The following is an 18,400-nucleotide window of genomic DNA, read 5'->3' as shown; positions in this document are numbered from 1 at the left end:
AAGACGGCGGGCGTTTGGTCCGCGTTAGATGCAAGGGGTTTTCGAGGACCCCGAAAAGGAGAACGGCATGAACCAAGAGGTCATGAATCTCTTCAATCCGCAGGCGCCTGCGCAGGTGTTCGATTCCATCCGGATCTCACTGGCCAGCCCTGAGAAGATTCTGTCCTGGTCGTTCGGCGAGATCAAGAAGCCGGAGACCATCAACTACCGCACCTTCAAGCCGGAGCGTGACGGTCTGTTCTGCGCGCGCATTTTTGGCCCGATCAAGGACTATGAGTGCCTGTGCGGCAAGTACAAGCGCATGAAGTACAAGGGCGTCATCTGCGAGAAGTGCGGCGTCGAAGTCACGCTGTCGCGCGTTCGTCGCGAGCGCATGGGCCATATCGAGCTCGCCGCTCCCGTCGCCCATATCTGGTTCCTGAAGTCGCTGCCCTCGCGCATCGGCACGCTGCTCGACATGACGCTGAAGGACATCGAGCGCGTCCTCTACTTCGAGAACTACATCGTCACCGAGCCTGGCCTGACCGCGCTGAAGGAGCACCAGCTGCTCAGCGAGGAAGAGTACATGATCGCCGTCGACGAGTATGGCGAGGACTCTTTCACCGCCATGATCGGCGCCGAGGCCATTCATGACCTTCTGGCCGGCATGGATCTGGAGAAGATCGCCGGCGACCTGCGTTCGGAACTGGCTTCGACCACGTCCGAGCTGAAGCAGAAGAAGTACCTGAAGCGACTCAAGGTCGTCGAGAACTTCATGGAATCCGGCAACCGTCCGGAATGGATGATCATGAAGGTGGTTCCGGTGATCCCGCCGGACCTGCGCCCGCTCGTCCCGCTGGACGGCGGTCGTTTCGCCACGTCCGACCTGAACGATCTCTACCGCCGCGTCATCAACCGCAACAACCGTTTGAAGCGGCTGATCGAGCTGCGCGCTCCCGGCATCATCGTGCGCAATGAAAAGCGCATGCTGCAGGAAGCCGTCGACGCACTGTTCGACAACGGCCGTCGCGGCCGCGTCATCACCGGCGCCAACAAGCGTCCGCTGAAGTCGCTGTCCGACATGTTGAAGGGCAAGCAGGGCCGGTTCCGTCAGAACCTGCTCGGCAAGCGCGTCGACTATTCCGGCCGCTCGGTCATCGTCACCGGTCCGGAGCTCAAGCTTCACCAGTGTGGCCTGCCGAAGAAGATGGCGCTCGAACTGTTCAAGCCCTTCATCTACGCCCGTCTCGACGCCAAGGGTTACTCCTCGACCGTCAAGCAGGCGAAGAAGCTGGTCGAGAAGGAGCGTCCGGAAGTCTGGGATATCCTTGACGAGGTCATCCGCGAGCATCCGGTGCTGCTGAATCGCGCGCCGACGCTGCACCGCCTCGGCATCCAGGCGTTCGAGCCGATCCTGATCGAGGGCAAGGCGATCCAGCTGCATCCGCTGGTCTGCACGGCCTTCAACGCCGACTTCGACGGCGACCAGATGGCGGTCCACGTGCCGCTGTCGCTGGAAGCGCAGCTTGAAGCCCGCGTGCTGATGATGTCGACCAACAACATCCTGCACCCGGCTTCCGGCGCGCCGATCATCGTGCCGTCGCAGGACATGGTTCTGGGTCTCTACTACCTCTCGATCGTCAACCAGAACGAGCCGGGCGAGGGCATGGTGTTTGCCGACATGGGCGAGCTCCAGCATGCGCTCGAGACCAAGGCGGTGACCCTGCACGCCAAGATCAAGGGCCGCTTCCGCACGGTCGACGCCGAAGGCAAGGTCGTGTCGAAGATCCATGACACCACGCCTGGCCGCATGATCATCGGCGAGCTTCTGCCGAAGAACGTCAACGTGCCTTACGAGACCGCCAACCAGGAGATGACCAAGAAGAACATCTCCAAGATGATCGACACCGTCTACCGCCATTGCGGTCAGAAGGAGACGGTCATTTTCTGCGACCGCATCATGGCGCTCGGTTTCGCTCACGCCTGCCGTGCCGGCATTTCGTTCGGCAAGGACGACATGCTGATCCCGGATACCAAGATCAAGCTGGTCTCCGACACCGAGGCTTTGGCCAAGGAATACGAGCAGCAGTACAATGACGGCCTGATCACGCAGGGCGAGAAGTACAACAAGGTCGTCGACGCCTGGGCCAAGTGCTCGGAAAAGGTCGCCGACGAGATGATGGCCCGCATCAAGGCGGTCGAGTTCGAGGACAATGGCCGTCAGAAGCCGATGAACTCGATCTACATGATGTCGCACTCCGGTGCGCGTGGCTCGCCCACCCAGATGCGTCAGCTCGCCGGCATGCGCGGCCTGATGGCCAAGCCGTCGGGTGAAATCATCGAGACGCCGATCATCTCGAACTTCAAGGAAGGCCTGACCGTGCTCGAGTACTTCAACTCGACCCACGGCGCCCGCAAGGGTCTGGCCGACACCGCCTTGAAGACGGCGAACTCGGGTTACCTCACCCGCCGTCTGGTCGACGTGGCGCAGGACTGCATCGTCAACTCCGTGGATTGCGGCACCGACAAGGGCCTCACCATGCAGCCGATCGTCGATGCCGGTCAGGTTGTCGCTTCGGTTGGCCAGCGCGTGCTGGGCCGCACCGCGCTCGACGACATCAACCATCCGGTGACCGGCGACCTGCTGGTCAAGGCCGGAACGCTGATGGACGAGCGTGATGTGGAGCAGATCGAAAAGGCCGGCGTCCAGTCGGTCCGCATCCGCTCGGCACTGACCTGCGAGGTCAGGGTTGGCGTCTGCGCGGTCTGCTACGGACGCGATCTGGCGCGCGGCACCCCGGTCAATCAGGGTGAAGCCGTCGGCGTCATCGCGGCGCAATCGATCGGCGAGCCGGGTACCCAGCTCACCATGCGTACCTTCCACATGGGCGGTACCGCGCAGGTGGTGGACAGCTCGTTCCTTGAAGCCTCGTATGAGGGCAAGGTCGAGATCCGCAACCGCAACGTGGTGCGCAACTCCGACGGCCAGCAGATGGTCATGGGCCGCAACATGGCGGTGCTGATCCTCGACGAAGCCGGCAAGGAGCGTGCCACGCACCGTGTCACCTATGGTTCGCGCATCTTCGTGGACGATGGCGACAAGGTGAAGCGCGGCCAGCGTATCGCCGAGTGGGATCCCTACACCCGCCCGATCCTCACCGAAATCGAGGGCAAGGTGGCGTTCGAGGATCTGGTCGACGGCATTTCCGTGCAGGAAACGGCCGACGAGTCGACCGGCATCACCAAGCGTGAGGTCATCGACTGGCGTTCGACGCCGCGCGGCAACGATCTGAAGCCGGCGATCGCCGTCCAGGACGCCAAGGGCAAGGTCGGCAAGCTGTCGAAGGGTGGCGATGCCCGCTTCCTGCTCTCGGTCGAGGCCATTCTCTCGGTCGAGCCGGGTGCGCAGGTTCGTCCCGGCGACGTGCTGGCGCGTATCCCGATGGAAAGCGCCAAGACCAAGGACATCACCGGTGGTCTGCCGCGGGTTGCCGAGCTGTTCGAGGCACGTCGTCCGAAGGATCACGCCATCATCGCCGAGATCGATGGCACGATCCGCTTCGGCCGCGACTACAAGAACAAGCGCCGCATCATCATCGAGCCGCATGACTCGACGCTTGAGCCTGTCGAATACCTGATCCCGAAGGGCAAGCCGTTCCATCTCCAGGACGGCGACGTCATCGAGAAGGGCGACTACATCCTCGACGGCAATCCGGCGCCGCACGACATCCTGGCGATCAAGGGCGTGGAGGCGCTTGCGTCCTACCTCGTCAACGAGATCCAGGAGGTCTACCGCCTGCAGGGCGTGTCGATCAACGACAAGCACATCGAGGTGATCGTTCGCCAGATGCTGCAGAAGGTCGAGATCACCACGCAGGGCGACTCGACCTACATTCCGGGCGACCACGTCGACGTGATCGAACTGGAAGAGGTCAACGAGCGCCTGATCGAGGACGGCAAGAAGCCGGCCGAAGGTCAGCCGGTGCTGCTCGGCATCACCAAGGCCTCGCTGCAGACGCCGTCCTTCATCTCGGCCGCCTCCTTCCAGGAGACGACCCGGGTGCTGACGGAAGCCGCGGTTGCCGGCAAGACCGACATGCTGCAGGGCTTGAAGGAAAACGTCATCGTCGGCCGGCTGATCCCGGCCGGTACCGGCGGCACGATGAGCCAGATCCGGCGCATCGCCACCTCGCGCGACGAACTGATCATCGACGAGCGCCGCAAGGCCTCCGGTGTGGAAGTCGCCGAGCCGATGCTGGCAGACATGACAACCGCCGCGCAGTAAGCGCGGCGGCCGGAGCAATTCCAGGAAAAGTGTGAAACGGTTTTCCGTCGAGAATTGCGCCAGAACAAAAATAAAGCGGTCGTTTCCTTGAAACGACCGCTTTGAAATCTCAGGCAACAAGGCCGTCGGGGCAACCTGGCGGCCTTTTTGTTGTTATTCAGACGGCTTCTCGAAGCGCAGCAGATCCCCGGCTCGCAGTCGAGGTATTCGCAAATGCGTTCCAACGTATCGAAGCGGATGCCTTTGACCTTTCCCTGTTTCAGAAGGGAAAGGTTGGCTTCGGTGATGCCGACATGTTCGGCGAGGTCCTTCGACTTCACGTTTCGTTCGGCGAGGACGACGTTGAGCCTGACCTTTATGGGCATGGGCTGGTCCTCATCAGATGAACTGCGCGTTTTCGTCGGCGAGCGCGGATGCTTCCGATATGACCCAGGTAATCACCGCGATGATGCCTGCGGTCAGCAAGGTCAGCAGCGTGTCGCTGTCGAGACCGAGCGACAGCCGATGCTGGCCGGCCGGTGCGTCCAAACTCAGGAGAACGGACAGCGCCGCTCCCGAAACCGGTTTCAGCAAGGCGGATGCCAACAGGCCGAGGCCAAAGTACCGCAAATTCCTGATGGCGTTCTGGCCGAAAAAGTCTCCGGTCGCAAAGGCCTGGAAGGCGCGTCGGGCTGCCATCAGCGCGAAAACGAGACAGGCGAGCGGTACGAACGAGATCGCGAATCCGGCCAGTCTTCGGCCGAGGCCAAGGCCGCTCAGCCATGCCTGAGGGATGTTGGCATCCGCCGCGACCGAGCCGGCGGAGGCGGTCAGCCAGTAGAACAGCAGACCGAGCGTCAGCAGTACCGCCAAGGCGACAAAGCATCGTGCCAGCACCAGACTGAGCAGTCGGACGCGTCTCAGCCTGGTCTGACGAGCGGGGTCTGGGGCCGAAGCCGTGATTGTGGGTTCAATCATAATTGTCTCGCTTTGCGAAAAGAAATTATCGTTTTACAATAATTATTTTATGCATGATGATGATCGCTGTCAATGTCCGACTCAACAGGAGCTACTAATGCCTTCCTTCAAACGCGAGACTGCCGTTGCTGCCATCGGATTCATGGCGGCGCTCGTGATGCCCTTTGCAGCCTACGCTCAGCCATCGACCGCGACAGGCCGGATATCCGTGGGGGAGGTGATGGAGATGATCGAAAAGGCCGATTCCAGCCCAATCGCCAGGCAAACGCTGGTCGCCTATGTCGCCGGGGTTGGTGAAGCCGCCGGCGCAATTGTCGATACGATCGGCAACGGCTCACGCACCGTGTCCTGCCGGAAGTCCTTCAGTCTGGATACCGGCTCGGTGCGCGTCGCCCTCGAAGCCGGTGCACCCCGTCAGGACAGCTGGTCGCAAACGCCGGCGACACCGCTGATCGTTGCCGATATGGTCAAGCGCGCCGGTTGCCGCGCAAAGGATTGATTCGAACCGGTCCTGGATCGCGATCGACAGCGGATCAACGAGCGGATTCGAAAGCCGTCGGCGCAAGCCGGCGGCTTTTTCATTTACGACGACGTGTCGCGGTTGGTAGGAACATTTTGAGCGAACTTGAATTTCGGACACCCGACAAGACCAGGTGCTTCCTCGCCGCAACCCTTAAGCGGCCACGTTGCGTGATTTGGCTCTCTTTGGATCGGAAAAACGATGAGCAAGAAAACCTGGGCTGCTGTCGACGACTACATCGTTGATGCCCTGTTCGAGGCAGATCCCGCCCTCGACGCTGTTCTGGCCGTCAACCGCGACCAGGGTTTGCCAGCGATCGACGTCTCGCCGGCGCAGGGCAAGCTGCTTTCGCTTCTTGCGCGCATTCAGGGCGCGAAGAAGGTTCTCGAAATCGGCACGCTGGGGGCTACTCCACGATCTGGATGGCGCGAGCCTTGCCCATGGACGGCAAGATCGTGACGCTTGAACTCGATCCGCACCACGCCGGCGTCGCGCGGTCGAATTTCGAACGGGCAGGTGTGTCGGAACGGGTGGACCTGCGGGTCGGGCCGGCGCTTCAGTCGCTTGCCGCGCTAGGCGCAGAAAATGCCGGGCCGTTCGATCTCATCTTCATCGACGCCGACAAGCCGAACAACCCGAACTATCTGTCCTGGGCCATGCGGCTTTCGCGGCCGGGGACAGTGATCATCTGCGACAATGTCATCCGTGATGGCGCGGTGCTCGACGAGGGTGGCCATGACGCCAACGTCGTAGGCGCCCGGGCGGCATTCTCCTTCATCGGCGGCGACAAGCGTCTGGATGGCACCGCCATCCAGACGGTCGGCGCCAAGGGCTATGACGGCTTTGCCATTGCGATTGTCGAGTGAAAACACACCGCTGATATCAGACCAACTCGGTCATGCTCACTTGTCATTGGCTGTTCACTTGACGACCGGCTTCCCCCAATCCGTCGCTGCTTCGCAGCGCCACCTTTCCCCCTCCGGAGAGAAAGGAAGCCGCGTTGGGCGAGCATTGGCGGCAACAGGTACGCGCGCCCTTCCTCTACCCCGTCGAGCGGGGGAGAGGTGGCTCGGCGTAGCCGAGACGGAGTGGGGGTCGACCTGGCACGAGCGTGCATTCCAGCCAGGTCCGCGACCCGGTCGCGTGCACAAATCAATCGAAGAACGCCTCAACCACGTTGCGCTTGCCGAGCATGAAGGCGTCGGCGACATGCTGCAGCGGCGCGAGATCGACGTCTGAGGTGCCGGCGCGCACGATCTCAGCGAAACGCTTGTAAAGCATCGGGTATTCCGCTTCCGGCTCCTCATGGACGATACGGCCGTCGATGGCGAGCTTCGAGCCTCCGCCGGAAAGCACCATCTTGCCCGCATCCGTGTCGGCCAGGATGTCCCAGCTTTGCGGGCCGGTTTGCAGCCAATCGAGGTCCATCGTCACCGGCAACCCGTTCGAGGTGCGGAAGGTGACTTGCGCCGCGACCGGGGCGGCGCGGTTTTCCGGAAAGTCGAGCACCGCCGAGGTGATGAACATTGCCGGCAGGATGTGGGTTGCGATCGACAGTGCGTTGATGCCGGGATCGAAAACGCCGAAGCCGCCCGGAGCCCAGATCCAGTCCTGGTTCGGGTGCCAGCGGCGTACATCTTCCTTCCAGATGATCGCTGCCGACCGGAGCCGGGTCGATGCGAGGAAGCTGCGCGCAGCCTCCACCGCCGGCGCATAGCGCGAGTGCCAGCTGGCAAACAGAGAGACGCCGTTTTTCGCGGCCAGCACCTTCAGGTCCTCGACCTCGCTGACCGTGGCGCCCGGCGGCTTTTCCAGGAAGACATGTTTCTTCGCCTCGATCGCGGTGCGCGCGGCATCGTAACGGAATTGCGGCGGCATGCAGAGCGAGACGGCCTCAAGCTCCGGCACCGCATCGAGCATCGCTTCGATGGTGGGAAAGTTCGGGATGCCGTCGACCTTGCCATGCCGGCTGGCAGCCGCGATGAGTCGGTAGTCATGGTCTTTCGCCAGGGCCGGCAGGTGCTGGTCGCGGACGATCTTGCCGACGCCGACGATGCCTATCTTGATGGGCTGGGACACGGCCGCTCCGTCTGTTTGATGATGGTCAGCGTTTCTATCAGAACACTTGCCCGGGCAAGTCGAGTCAGCCCCAGCTTTCCTCGAATTGCAGCGTCAGTTTTCCACCCGCCAGAAAGGCCTCGATCGCTGGCTCGAAAGGCGAGGGGTCGAGGCCGTTGGCCGCCAGCCATTCATCAGAATAGTAGGTGTTGGCATAGCGGTCGCCGGAATCGCAGATCAGCGTCACCAGCGAACCGGTCTTGCCATGCTCGATCATGCGTGCCGCCTGAAAGCACATGGCGGTGAAGTTGGTGCCGGTCGAACCACCGACACGACGGCCGAGCCGGCGCGACAACACTCGCATCGCCGCCAGCGATACGGCATCCGGCACCTGCAGCATGTGATCGATGACGCCTGGCACGAAGGACGGCTCCATGCGCGGCCGGCCAATGCCTTCGATCCGCGAAGGCTGCTCGCAGCGGCACTCGCGATCGTGCGTGGCAAAGCCTTCGAAGAAGGCGGAGCGTTCGACATCCGCCACCGACAGCCGCGTGGCGTGCCGCTTGTAGCGCAGGTATCGGCCGATCGTGGCGGTGGTGCCGCCCGTCCCGGCGCTCATCACGATCCAGCTTGGGATGGGATGCCGCTCCTCGCGCATCTGTCCGAAGATGGAATCAGCGATGTTGTTGTTGCCGCGCCAGTCGGTGGCGCGTTCGGCATGGGTGAACTGGTCCATGAAATGGCCGCCGAGCCGTTCGGTGAGTTCGGCCGACTCAGTATAGATGCGCCTGCCATCATCGATGAAATGGCAGTTGCCGCCATAGTGCTCGATCGCGGCGATCTTTTCGCGCGACGTCGACCGGGGCATCACCGCATAGAACGGCACGCCGATCATGCGGGCGAAATACGCTTCCGACACCGCCGTCGAACCCGAAGAGGCTTCGACCACCGGGGTGCCTTCGCGGATCAGGCCATTGCACAATGCATAGAGAAAAAGCGAACGCGCCAGCCGGTGCTTCAGGCTGCCGGTAGGATGGGTGGATTCATCCTTGAGGTAGAAGTCGATGGTCGACAGCGCCGGCAGGTCAAGTTTCCAGAGGTGCGTGTCGGCCGACCGGTGCTGGTCGGCCTCGATCGCGGCGACCGCCCGGTCGGCCCAGGCCCGGGATGCAGGTTCAACCGCTCTTGATCCGGCCATCGTCGGTGCCTTGGTTTCAGATCGGCACGTCGAAGGTGACGATCGACACTTCGCCTTCGAGCGCGCCCTGGAAGGCGGAGAGATGCGGCTCGTCGTCCGGCACGCCATCCATATCGCCGATCTGGTCGAGCTCAGCCTCGGCGTAACCTTCCGCCGCAAGCGATTCGAGGGCGCGGCGCACCGCCGAATCGTCATCGGGCGCAACCAGCATGACATGCACGCCTTCCACTTTGCCGCCTTTGCGCTTCCACACCCGGCCGGTGATGATGGTGACCGGGCGCTCCTCATTGTCGTTCACGGGCTGATTCCTGTTTTTTGCCAAAGAGACTGGGTGGGCGAGGGGATTTGGGCTGCTCATGCGGACTTTTCGCATGAAGCATGGCTTTGCAACAGTCGAAAGCCATTCACTTTGCTAAAGGCTTGGCACTTTCTTCCTCGCACTTGCAAAACGGCGAAAGAAAATTACATGCGGTTTTCGCATAGCTGCCAAGCCCCGGCTTCGATGCAATATTTGCCACTCCGGGGTTGACGGTTCGCGGGCTTACGAGTAGAAGCCGCCCAGTCAGAACCGATGTGAGGCTCTCCCTTCCGAAGCGACACGCTTTGGAGTTTGCCTCAAACAGGGTTCGTTTTACGAGCGAAAAGACATTTCCGGCGTGCACGAAGCGGCTTCCGCTTCCTCTGCCATTTGTTCGGGCAAGACCGCGAGGCGCGGTTTATGGCCCGAATTTGCGTATGGAAATGACGCTTTGAGCGGCCCTGACCGGGCGAGACACGGAATTGAGAGACAAGAGGGTTTAATGCCTACCGTCAACCAGCTGATCCGCAAGCCGCGCATTGCGCCGGTGAAGCGCAACAAGGTCCCGGCCATGCAGCAGAACCCGCAGAAGCGGGGCGTCTGCACGCGCGTCTATACAACGACGCCGAAGAAGCCGAACTCGGCGCTGCGCAAGGTGGCCAAGATCCGCCTGACCAATGGTTTTGAAGTGATCGGGTACATCCCCGGCGAAGGTCACAACCTTCAGGAACACTCCGTGGTCATGATCCGCGGCGGCCGCGTCAAGGATCTTCCGGGCGTTCGCTACCACATCATCCGCGGCGTGCTCGACACGCAGGGCGTGAAGAACCGCAAGCAGCGCCGTTCGAAGTACGGCGCCAAGCGTCCGAAGTAAGATTTTCCGGCCCTGGCGCTGTTTGAACGCGTCGGGCTACGAGATTGAGAGACAAAAGCCATGTCGCGTCGTCACAGTGCAGAAAAGCGTGAGATCAATCCGGATCCGAAGTTCGGTGATCTGATCGTTACCAAGTTCATGAATGCCGTCATGTATGACGGCAAGAAGTCGGTCGCCGAGACCATCGTCTACGGCGCGCTCGACCAGGTCCAGTCGAAGACCAAGCAGGAGCCGGTCAACGTCTTCCATCAGGCGCTCGACAATGTCGCGCCGCATGTGGAAGTGCGTTCGCGTCGTGTCGGCGGCGCCACCTACCAGGTTCCGGTCGACGTGCGCCCTGAGCGCCGCCAGGCATTGGCCATCCGTTGGCTGATCGCGGCTGCTCGCAACCGCAACGAGACCACGATGGTCGACCGCCTCTCGGGCGAGCTGATGGATGCGGCCAACAACCGCGGCACCGCCGTCAAGAAGCGTGAAGACACCCACAAGATGGCTGAAGCCAACCGCGCTTTCGCACACTACCGCTGGTAAAGCGCGAACAGGACTGAGAGGCAGCTACGATGGCCCGCGAATACAAAATCGAAGACTACCGCAATTTCGGTATCATGGCGCATATTGACGCCGGCAAGACGACGACCACCGAGCGCGTCCTCTATTACACGGGCAAGTCGCACAAGATCGGCGAAGTGCACGACGGCGCTGCCACCATGGACTGGATGGAGCAGGAGCAGGAACGCGGCATCACCATCACGTCCGCCGCCACCACGACCTTCTGGAAGGGCCGTGACGGCAAGATGCGCCGCTTCAACATCATCGACACCCCCGGACACGTCGACTTCACCATTGAAGTCGAGCGTTCGCTGCGCGTGCTCGACGGCGCCATTGCGCTGCTTGACGCCAACGCCGGTGTCGAGCCGCAGACGGAAACCGTCTGGCGTCAGGCCGATAAGTACCGCGTGCCGCGCATGATCTTCTGCAACAAGATGGACAAGATCGGCGCCGACTTCTACCGCTCGGTCGAGATGATCGGCTCGCGCCTTGGTGCGCAGGCTGTCGTCATGCAGCTGCCGATTGGTGCTGAGACCGAGTTCAAGGGCGTCGTCGACCTCGTCGAGATGAACGCGCTTGTCTGGCGCGACGAGACGCTGGGCGCTGCCTGGGACGTCGTCGAAATCCCGGCCGACCTTCAGGCTCGTGCTGAGGAATACCGCGAGAAGATGATCGAAGCCGCCGTCGAAATGGACGAGACGGCCCTCGAGAACTACCTCGAAGGCAAGATGCCGGGCAATGACGAGATCCGCTCGCTGATCCGCAAGGGCACGATCGCGGTCAAGTTCTTCCCGATGTTCTGCGGCTCGGCCTTCAAGAACAAGGGCGTGCAGCCGCTGCTCGACGCCGTCGTCGAATATTTGCCGTCGCCGGCCGACGTTCCCGCCATCAAGGGTGTCGATGCCAAGACCGACGCCGAGATCGAGCGTCATGCGGTCGACGATGAGCCGCTGTCGATGCTCGCCTTCAAGATCATGAACGACCCGTTCGTCGGTTCGCTGACCTTCGCCCGCATCTATTCGGGCAAGCTCACCAAGGGCATCTCGGTCGACAACACCGTCAAGGGCAAGAAGGAGCGCATCGGCCGCATGCTGCAGATGCATGCGAATTCGCGCGCCGACGTTGAAGAAGCTTTCGCCGGCGACATCGTCGCTCTGGCTGGCCTCAAGGACACGACCACTGGCGACACGCTGTGCGATCCGCTGCATCCGGTCATCCTCGAGCGCATGGAATTCCCAGATCCGGTCATCCAGATCGCTATCGAGCCGAAGACCAAGAACGACCAGGAAAAGATGGGCCTCGCCCTTCACCGCCTGGCTGCCGAGGATCCGTCCTTCCGCGTCAAGACCGACGAGGAAAGCGGCCAGACCATCATCTCGGGCATGGGCGAACTGCACCTCGACATCATCGTCGACCGCATGCGTCGCGAGTTCAAGGTCGAAGCCAATGTCGGCGCTCCGCAGGTGGCCTATCGCGAGACGATCACCCGCAAGCACGAGCAGGACTACACGCACAAGAAGCAGACGGGCGGTACCGGCCAGTTCGCCCGCGTCAAGGTTATCTTCGAGCCGAACACGGAGAGCGAAGAGTTCGTCTTCGAATCCAAGATCGTCGGCGGCGCGGTGCCGAAGGAATACATTCCGGGTGTCGAAAAGGGCATCCAGAGCGTCATGGGTGCTGGTCCGTTCGCGGGTTTCCCGATGATCGGCGTCAGGGCGACGCTGATCGACGGCGCCTACCACGACGTCGACTCTTCGGTGCTGGCCTTCGAAATCGCGTCCCGTGCCTGCTTCCGTGAAGCCGCACCCAAGCTTGGCGTGCAGCTGCTCGAGCCGATCATGAAGGTCGAAGTCGTGACGCCGGAAGACTATGTCGGCAGCGTCATCGGCGACCTGAACGGCCGTCGTGGTCAGATCCAGGGCCAGGAAGCACGCGGCGTGGCCGTCGTCATCAACGCGATGGTGCCGCTCGCCAACATGTTCAAGTACGTCGACAACCTGCGCTCGATGAGCCAGGGCCGCGCGGCCTATACGATGCAGTTCGATCACTACGAGCCGGTCCCGACCGCGGTCGCTCAGGAAGTCCAGAAAAAATACGCGTAACTCGAAAGAGCCGTCGCGGTAACGCAATTCAAAGCCCGCTTGGGCGAGCAGGAAATGGAGACATCACATGGCAAAAGGTAAATTCGAGCGCACTAAGCCTCATGTGAACATCGGCACGATTGGTCACGTTGACCATGGCAAGACGTCGCTGACGGCGGCGATCACGAAGTATTTTGGCGAATACAAGCGCTACGACCAGATCGATGCGGCGCCGGAAGAGAAGGCCCGCGGCATCACCATCTCGACGGCTCACGTCGAATACGAGACGGCCAACCGCCACTACGCCCACGTCGACTGCCCCGGCCACGCCGACTATGTGAAGAACATGATCACCGGTGCCGCGCAGATGGACGGCGCGATCCTGGTCGTGTCGGCCGCCGACGGCCCGATGCCGCAGACCCGCGAGCACATCCTGCTCGCCCGTCAGGTCGGCGTGCCGTCGATCGTGGTGTTCCTCAACAAGGTCGACCAGGTCGACGATGCCGAGCTGCTCGAACTGGTCGAGCTCGAGGTTCGCGAGCTTCTGTCGAAGAACGAGTTCCCCGGCGACGACATTCCGATCGTCAAGGGCTCGGCGCTGGCCGCTCTGGAAGATTCGAACAAGACCATCGGCGAGGACGCGATCCGCGAGCTGATGGCTCAGGTCGACGCCTACATCCCGACGCCGGTTCGTCCGCTCGACAAGCCGTTCCTGATGCCGATCGAAGACGTGTTCTCGATCTCTGGCCGTCGGCACGGTCGTGACCGGCCGCGTCGAGCGCGGCGTGGTCAAGGTCGGCGAGGAACTGGAAATCATCGGCATCCGTCCGACGACCAAGACGACCTGCACGGGCGTTGAAATGTTCCGCAAGCTGCTCGACCAGGGCCAGGCTGGCGACAACATCGGCGCGCTGCTGCGCGGCGTTGACCGTGAAGGCGTCGAGCGCGGCCAGGTTCTGGCCAAGCCCGGCACGGTGAAGCCGCACAAGAAGTTCGTGGCCGAAGCCTACATCCTGACCAAGGACGAAGGTGGCCGTCACACGCCGTTCTTCACCAACTACCGTCCGCAGTTCTACTTCCGCACGACGGATGTGACCGGCATCGTGTCGCTGCCGGCTGGCACCGAGATGGTTATGCCTGGCGACAACATCACGGTCGATGTCGAGCTGATCGTGCCGATCGCCATGGAAGAGAAGCTGCGCTTCGCCATCCGTGAAGGCGGCCGCACCGTCGGTGCCGGCATCGTCGTCACCATCAAAGAGTAATTTGGACTTAAACCGATCTGTCGCGGGCGCGGAAGTTGCCCGCGCCGCGCCAGAACAAGGAAGTGACGCATGAACGGACAGAATATCCGCATCCGCCTGAAGGCGTTTGATCACCGCGTGCTCGACGCCTCGACGAAGGAAATCGTGTCGACGGCCAAGCGCACCGGCGCAAACGTCCGCGGCCCCATTCCGCTGCCGACGCGGATCGAAAAGTTCACGGTGAACCGGTCGCCCCACGTCGACAAGAAGAGCCGCGAGCAGTTCGAGATGCGCACGCACAAGCGTCTGCTCGACATCGTCGATCCGACCCCGCAGACCGTCGATGCTTTGATGAAGCTCGATCTGGCCGCCGGCGTCGACGTCGAGATCAAGCTCTAAGGGAATGAGAGCGCGGTAAGGGGCGGTGCCCCTGGCCCGGAACTCTAAAGGAATTGAACCGATGCGTTCAGGTGTGATTGCAAAGAAGGTGGGAATGACCCGCATCTACAACGATGCCGGGGAACATGTTCCCGTCACCGTTCTCCAGATGGAGAACTGCCAGGTCGTGGCGCAGCGCACGCAGGAGAAGAATGGCTACACCGCCGTTCAGCTCGGCGTTGGCCTCGCCAAGGTGAAGAACACGTCGAAGGCGTTGCGCGGCCATTTCGCGACCGCTTCCGTCGAGCCGAAGGCGAAGGTCGCCGAGTTCCGCGTCTCCGCTGACAACATGATCGATGTCGGCGCCGAGATCACCGTCGAGCACTTCGTCGCCGGCCAGAAGGTCGATGTGACGGGCACGACGATCGGCAAGGGTTTCCAGGGCGTCATCAAGCGTCACCACATGGGTGGTGGCCGCGCGACGCACGGTAACTCGGTCTCGCACCGTACGCACGGTTCGACCGGCCAGCGCCAGGACCCCGGCAAGGTGTTCAAGGGCAAGAAGATGGCCGGCCACATGGGCGACACCCGCGTGACGACGCAGAACGTCGAGATCGTCTCGACCGATGCCGACCGCGGCCTGATCCTGATCCGTGGAGCGGTTCCCGGATCGAAGGGCGCCTGGATCCTGGTCCGCGATGCGGCCAAGGTGGCACTGCCGGCCAATGCGCCGAAGCCCGCCGCGATCCGCGCCGCCACGAAGAATGAGGCTCCGGCCACAGAGGGAGCGGAATAATGGATCTCAAGATCACAACGCTTGGCGGCAAGGACGCCGGCAAGGTGGAACTCTCGGAAGAGATTTTCGGCCTTGATCCGCGCGAAGACATCCTGCAGCGCGTCGTGCGCTGGCAGCTTGCCAAGAAGCAGCAGGGCACGCACAAGGCCAAGGGCCGCGCTGAAATCGCGCGCACCGGTGCCAAGATGTACAAGCAGAAGGGTACGGGCCGCGCCCGTCACCATTCGGCACGCGCTCCGCAGTTCCGCGGCGGCGGCAAGGCTCACGGCCCGGTCGTTCGCAGCCACGAGCACGACCTGCCGAAGAAGGTGCGCGCTCTGGGCCTGAAGCATGCTCTCTCGGCCAAGGCCAAGAGCGCGTCGATCATCATCATCGACGAGCTGAAGCTGACTGAGGCCAAGACCAAGGCGCTGATCGCGAATTTCGCGACGCTGGGCCTGAGCAACGCCCTGGTGATTGGTGGCGCCGAGCTTGACAAGAACTTCAAGCTGGCCGCGACCAACATTCCCAACATCGACGTGCTGCCCATCCAGGGCATCAACGTCTACGACATTCTGCGCCGCGGCACGCTGGTCCTTTCGAAGGCCGCCGTCGAGGCTCTCGAGGAGCGCTTTAAATGACCGACCTTCGTCACTACGACGTGATCGTCAGCCCGGCGATCACCGAAAAGTCGACCATGGCTTCCGAGCAGAACCAGGTCGTCTTCAACGTCGCCAAGAAGGCGTCGAAGCCGGAAATCAAGGCTGCCGTCGAAGCGCTGTTCGGCGTCAAGGTGATGGCCGTGAACACGCTTGTCCGCAAGGGCAAGATCAAGCGCTTCCGCGGCACGATCGGCCGCCAGAGCGACGTCAAGAAGGCGATTGTGACGCTGGCCGATGGCCAGTCGATCGACGTCGCGACGGGTCTCTGAGCAAGGCCGCGAGGACAGAACAATGGCACTGAAAAAATTCAACCCGGTAACGCCGAGCACCCGCCAGCTGGTCATCGTCGACCGCTCGGGCCTCTACAAGGGCAAGCCCGTCAAGGGTCTGACCGAGGGCCTGACCAAGTCGGGCGGCCGCAACAATTACGGCCGCATCACCGCCCGCTTCATCGGCGGTGGTCACAAGCGTTCGTACCGCATCATCGACTTCAAGCGCCGTAAGTTCGACGTCGTCGGCACGGTCGAGCGCATTGAATACGATCCGAACCGCACCGCCTTCATCGCGCTGATCAAGTACGACGATGGCGAGCTGTCCTACATCATCGCCCCGCAGCGCCTTGCCGCCGGCGACAAGATCGTGGCTGGCGAAGCGGTCGACGTGAAGCCGGGCAATGCGATGCCGCTGGCATCGATGCCGGTCGGCACGATCGTCCACAACATCGAGCTGAAGCCGGGCAAGGGCGGCCAGGTTGCCCGTTCGGCTGGCGGTTACGCCCAGCTCGTCGGTCGCGACCAGGGCATGGCGATCCTGCGCCTCAACTCGGGCGAGCAGCGTGTCGTTCACGGCTCCTGCATGGCCACCGTCGGAGCCGTGTCGAACCCCGACCACGGCAACATCAACGACGGCAAGGCCGGCCGCACGGTTTGGCGTGGCAAGCGTCCGCACAATCGCGGCGTGACCATGAACCCGGTCGACCATCCGCACGGCGGTGGTGAAGGCCGCACCTCCGGTGGCCGTCATCCGGTCAGCCCGTGGGGCAAGCCGACCAAGGGCAAGAAGACGCGGTCCAACAAGGCGACCGACAAGTTCATCCTGCGCTCGCGCCATCAGCGCAAGAGCTAAGAAGAGGTAACGCCAAGTGACTCGTTCTATTTGGAAAGGCCCCTTCATCGACGGCTACCTTCTCAAGAAGGTGGACAAGGTTCGTGAAGGTGGTCGCAATGAGGTGATCAAGATGTGGAGCCGTCGCTCCACCATCCTGCCGCAGTTCGTCGGCTTCACCTTCGGTGTCTACAACGGCCAGAAGCATGTTCCCGTCTCGGTGAACGAGGACATGGTCGGTCATAAGTTCGGTGAATTCGCTCCGACCCGGACCTATTACGGTCACGGCGCGGATAAGAAGGCGAAGAGGAAATAATCATGGGCAAGGCCAAAGCTCCGCGCAGGCTTGCTGATAACGAAGCGCGCGCCGTGTTGCGCACGATCCGTATCAGCCCGCAGAAGCTGAACCTCGTTGCCGCGCTGATCCGCGGCAAGAAGGTCGCGACAGCGCTTTCCGATCTCGAATTCTCGGCCAAGCGGATTTCCGGCACGGTCAAGAAGACGCTGGAATCGGCGATCGCCAACGCGGAAAATAACCACGACCTCGATGTCGATGCGCTGGTGGTGGCGGAAGCCTATGTCGGCAAGTCGATTGTCATGAAGCGGTTCCACGCTCGTGGCCGTGGTCGCGCCAGCCGTATCGAGAAGCCGTTCTCGCACCTCACGATCGTCGTTCGTGAAGTCGAAGAAAAAGGGGAGGCCGCATAATGGGCCAGAAAGTCAATCCGATCGGTCTTCGCCTCGGCATCAACCGCACCTGGGATTCGCGCTGGTTCGCGAACACCGGCGAGTACGGCAAGCTGCTGCATGAGGACATCAAGATCCGCAAGTATCTTGAGAAGGAACTCAAGCAGGCTGCGATCTCGAAGGTCGTGATCGAGCGCCCGCACAAGAAGTGCCGCGTCACCATCCATGCCGCGCGCCCGGGTCTGATCATCGGCAAGAAGGGCGCCGACATCGAGAAGCTTCGCAAGAAGCTGATGGAGATGACGAAGTCCGAGACGCACCTCAACATCGTTGAAGTGCGCAAGCCGGAAATCGACGCGACCCTGGTCGCCCAGTCGATCGCCCAGCAGCTCGAGCGTCGTATCGCGTTCCGCCGCGCCATGAAGCGCGCTGTGCAGTCGGCGATGCGCCTCGGTGCCGAAGGCATCCGCATCAACTGCTCGGGCCGTCTCGGCGGCGCCGAAATCGCCCGCATGGAGTGGTACCGCGAAGGCCGCGTGCCGCTGCACACGCTGCGCGCCGATGTCGACTACGGCACGGCCGAGGCGAATACGGCGTACGGCATCTGCGGCGTCAAGGTCTGGGTATTCAAGGGCGAGATCCTCGAGCACGATCCGATGGCTTCGGAACGTCGCGCGACCGAGGGTGATGCTGCGCATGGCGGTGGTGGTGATCGCGAACGCGGTCGTCGTCGCGAAAACGCCTGAGACAT

17 protein-coding genes and 3 pseudogenes are annotated in these 18,400 nt (G+C 62.2%); 15 read left to right on the top strand and 5 right to left on the bottom strand.

Going from position 1 to position 18,400, the window contains the following annotated elements; all coding sequences use genetic code 11:
* Positions 1–67: 67 nt before the first annotated feature.
* The gene (rpoC, locus tag AC0V8S_RS23755; RefSeq protein WP_095205119.1) at positions 68–4,264 is read left to right on the top strand and encodes a DNA-directed RNA polymerase subunit beta'; all 4,197 of its coding nucleotides are present in this window, start codon (positions 68–70) and stop codon (positions 4,262–4,264) included.
* A gap of 245 nt (positions 4,265–4,509) precedes the next feature.
* Here the strand turns inward: rpoC and AC0V8S_RS23750 are convergent.
* Both AC0V8S_RS23750 and AC0V8S_RS23745 read right to left on the bottom strand, forming a co-directional pair.
* Positions 4,510–4,629 (bottom strand): annotated as a pseudogene (locus tag AC0V8S_RS23750) (helix-turn-helix domain-containing protein); the annotation flags it as partial.
* A gap of 13 nt (positions 4,630–4,642) precedes the next feature.
* Complete coding sequence (locus AC0V8S_RS23745) at positions 4,643–5,221, bottom strand: DUF2975 domain-containing protein (protein WP_475433708.1); 579 nt, start codon at positions 5,219–5,221, stop codon at positions 4,643–4,645.
* Here AC0V8S_RS23745 and AC0V8S_RS23740 point away from each other — a divergent pair.
* Together AC0V8S_RS23740 and AC0V8S_RS23735 are read left to right on the top strand one after the other, a co-directional pair.
* Positions 5,202–5,720: a chlorophyllide reductase gene (locus tag AC0V8S_RS23740; protein WP_475433707.1), complete on the top strand. Its 519-nt coding sequence runs from the start codon at positions 5,202–5,204 to the stop codon at positions 5,718–5,720. The genes AC0V8S_RS23745 and AC0V8S_RS23740 overlap by 20 nt on opposite strands.
* A gap of 222 nt (positions 5,721–5,942) precedes the next feature.
* Positions 5,943–6,607 (top strand): annotated as a pseudogene (locus AC0V8S_RS23735) (O-methyltransferase).
* A 286-nt stretch (positions 6,608–6,893) separates the two neighbouring features.
* On the opposite strand, the gene AC0V8S_RS23730 reads toward AC0V8S_RS23735, so the two are convergent.
* The 3 genes from AC0V8S_RS23730 to AC0V8S_RS23720 form a co-directional block, all read right to left on the bottom strand.
* Positions 6,894–7,820, bottom strand: coding sequence for a Gfo/Idh/MocA family protein (locus AC0V8S_RS23730; protein ID WP_475433705.1), 927 nt, complete (start codon positions 7,818–7,820; stop codon positions 6,894–6,896).
* Between the two features lie 64 nt (positions 7,821–7,884).
* Positions 7,885–8,997 carry a PLP-dependent cysteine synthase family protein gene (locus tag AC0V8S_RS23725; protein WP_475433703.1) on the bottom strand — a complete coding sequence of 371 codons (1,113 nt, stop codon included), beginning with the start codon at positions 8,995–8,997 and terminating at the stop codon, positions 7,885–7,887.
* A 16-nt stretch (positions 8,998–9,013) separates the two neighbouring features.
* On the bottom strand, positions 9,014–9,295 hold the full coding sequence (locus AC0V8S_RS23720) for a transcriptional regulator (RefSeq protein WP_095205310.1): 282 nt from the start codon (positions 9,293–9,295) through the stop codon (positions 9,014–9,016).
* 502 nt (positions 9,296–9,797) lie between these two features.
* Here AC0V8S_RS23720 and rpsL point away from each other — a divergent pair.
* From rpsL to rpsC, 12 genes and pseudogenes are all read left to right on the top strand, one after another.
* Positions 9,798–10,169 (top strand): 30S ribosomal protein S12, encoded by a 372-nt coding sequence (rpsL, locus tag AC0V8S_RS23715; RefSeq protein ID WP_006333356.1) that lies wholly within the window; start codon positions 9,798–9,800, stop codon positions 10,167–10,169.
* A gap of 60 nt (positions 10,170–10,229) precedes the next feature.
* Complete coding sequence (gene rpsG / locus AC0V8S_RS23710; protein ID WP_475433695.1) at positions 10,230–10,700, top strand: 30S ribosomal protein S7; 471 nt, start codon at positions 10,230–10,232, stop codon at positions 10,698–10,700.
* Positions 10,701–10,729: 29 nt separating this feature from the next.
* Positions 10,730–12,820, top strand: a complete 2,091-nt coding sequence (fusA, locus tag AC0V8S_RS23705) for an elongation factor G (protein WP_095205311.1) — start codon at positions 10,730–10,732, stop codon at positions 12,818–12,820.
* Between the two features lie 67 nt (positions 12,821–12,887).
* Positions 12,888–14,064: pseudogene (tuf, locus tag AC0V8S_RS23700) on the top strand (elongation factor Tu).
* A 69-nt stretch (positions 14,065–14,133) separates the two neighbouring features.
* Positions 14,134–14,442: a 30S ribosomal protein S10 gene (rpsJ, locus tag AC0V8S_RS23695; protein ID WP_010909272.1), complete on the top strand. Its 309-nt coding sequence runs from the start codon at positions 14,134–14,136 to the stop codon at positions 14,440–14,442.
* 61 nt (positions 14,443–14,503) lie between these two features.
* Complete coding sequence (gene rplC, locus AC0V8S_RS23690) at positions 14,504–15,217, top strand: 50S ribosomal protein L3 (RefSeq protein WP_115143197.1); 714 nt, start codon at positions 14,504–14,506, stop codon at positions 15,215–15,217.
* Positions 15,217–15,837, top strand: a complete 621-nt coding sequence (rplD, locus tag AC0V8S_RS23685; protein ID WP_475433692.1) for a 50S ribosomal protein L4 — start codon at positions 15,217–15,219, stop codon at positions 15,835–15,837. The genes rplC and rplD overlap by 1 nt, the downstream gene beginning before the upstream one ends.
* Positions 15,834–16,127 carry a 50S ribosomal protein L23 gene (locus AC0V8S_RS23680; RefSeq protein ID WP_010909275.1) on the top strand — a complete coding sequence of 98 codons (294 nt, stop codon included), beginning with the start codon at positions 15,834–15,836 and terminating at the stop codon, positions 16,125–16,127. Before rplD ends, AC0V8S_RS23680 begins: the two co-directional genes overlap by 4 nt.
* A 22-nt stretch (positions 16,128–16,149) precedes the next feature.
* Complete coding sequence (gene rplB / locus AC0V8S_RS23675) at positions 16,150–16,983, top strand: 50S ribosomal protein L2 (protein WP_010909276.1); 834 nt, start codon at positions 16,150–16,152, stop codon at positions 16,981–16,983.
* Positions 16,984–16,999: 16 nt separating this feature from the next.
* Positions 17,000–17,278, top strand: a complete 279-nt coding sequence (rpsS, locus tag AC0V8S_RS23670; RefSeq protein ID WP_006205463.1) for a 30S ribosomal protein S19 — start codon at positions 17,000–17,002, stop codon at positions 17,276–17,278.
* 2 nt (positions 17,279–17,280) lie between these two features.
* Complete coding sequence (gene rplV / locus AC0V8S_RS23665) at positions 17,281–17,670, top strand: 50S ribosomal protein L22 (RefSeq protein ID WP_010909277.1); 390 nt, start codon at positions 17,281–17,283, stop codon at positions 17,668–17,670.
* Positions 17,670–18,395, top strand: coding sequence for a 30S ribosomal protein S3 (rpsC, locus tag AC0V8S_RS23660; protein WP_010909278.1), 726 nt, complete (start codon positions 17,670–17,672; stop codon positions 18,393–18,395). The genes rplV and rpsC overlap by 1 nt, the downstream gene beginning before the upstream one ends.
* Positions 18,396–18,400: the final 5 nt, after the last annotated feature.

The organism is Mesorhizobium oxytropidicola (genome assembly GCF_056174625.1).
This window is presented reverse-complemented; position numbering and strand designations above follow the sequence as displayed.

Bases quoted from the DNA above. Each gene is read 5' to 3' on its own strand.
- fusA (WP_095205311.1), top strand. From the start codon at position 10,730: ATGGCCCGCGAATACAAAATCGAAGACTACCGCAATTTCGGTATCATG.
- AC0V8S_RS23745 (WP_475433708.1), bottom strand. From the start codon at position 5,221: ATGATTGAACCCACAATCACGGCTTCGGCCCCAGACCCCGCTCGTCAG.
- rpsG (WP_475433695.1), top strand. From the start codon at position 10,230: ATGTCGCGTCGTCACAGTGCAGAAAAGCGTGAGATCAATCCGGATCCG.
- rpoC (WP_095205119.1), top strand. From the start codon at position 68: ATGAACCAAGAGGTCATGAATCTCTTCAATCCGCAGGCGCCTGCGCAG.
- rpsJ (WP_010909272.1), top strand. From the start codon at position 14,134: ATGAACGGACAGAATATCCGCATCCGCCTGAAGGCGTTTGATCACCGC.
- rpsL (WP_006333356.1), top strand. From the start codon at position 9,798: ATGCCTACCGTCAACCAGCTGATCCGCAAGCCGCGCATTGCGCCGGTG.
- rplV (WP_010909277.1), top strand. From the start codon at position 17,281: ATGGGCAAGGCCAAAGCTCCGCGCAGGCTTGCTGATAACGAAGCGCGC.
- rplC (WP_115143197.1), top strand. From the start codon at position 14,504: ATGCGTTCAGGTGTGATTGCAAAGAAGGTGGGAATGACCCGCATCTAC.
- rpsC (WP_010909278.1), top strand. From the start codon at position 17,670: ATGGGCCAGAAAGTCAATCCGATCGGTCTTCGCCTCGGCATCAACCGC.
- AC0V8S_RS23680 (WP_010909275.1), top strand. From the start codon at position 15,834: ATGACCGACCTTCGTCACTACGACGTGATCGTCAGCCCGGCGATCACC.
- AC0V8S_RS23725 (WP_475433703.1), bottom strand. From the start codon at position 8,997: ATGGCCGGATCAAGAGCGGTTGAACCTGCATCCCGGGCCTGGGCCGAC.
- rplD (WP_475433692.1), top strand. From the start codon at position 15,217: ATGGATCTCAAGATCACAACGCTTGGCGGCAAGGACGCCGGCAAGGTG.
- rplB (WP_010909276.1), top strand. From the start codon at position 16,150: ATGGCACTGAAAAAATTCAACCCGGTAACGCCGAGCACCCGCCAGCTG.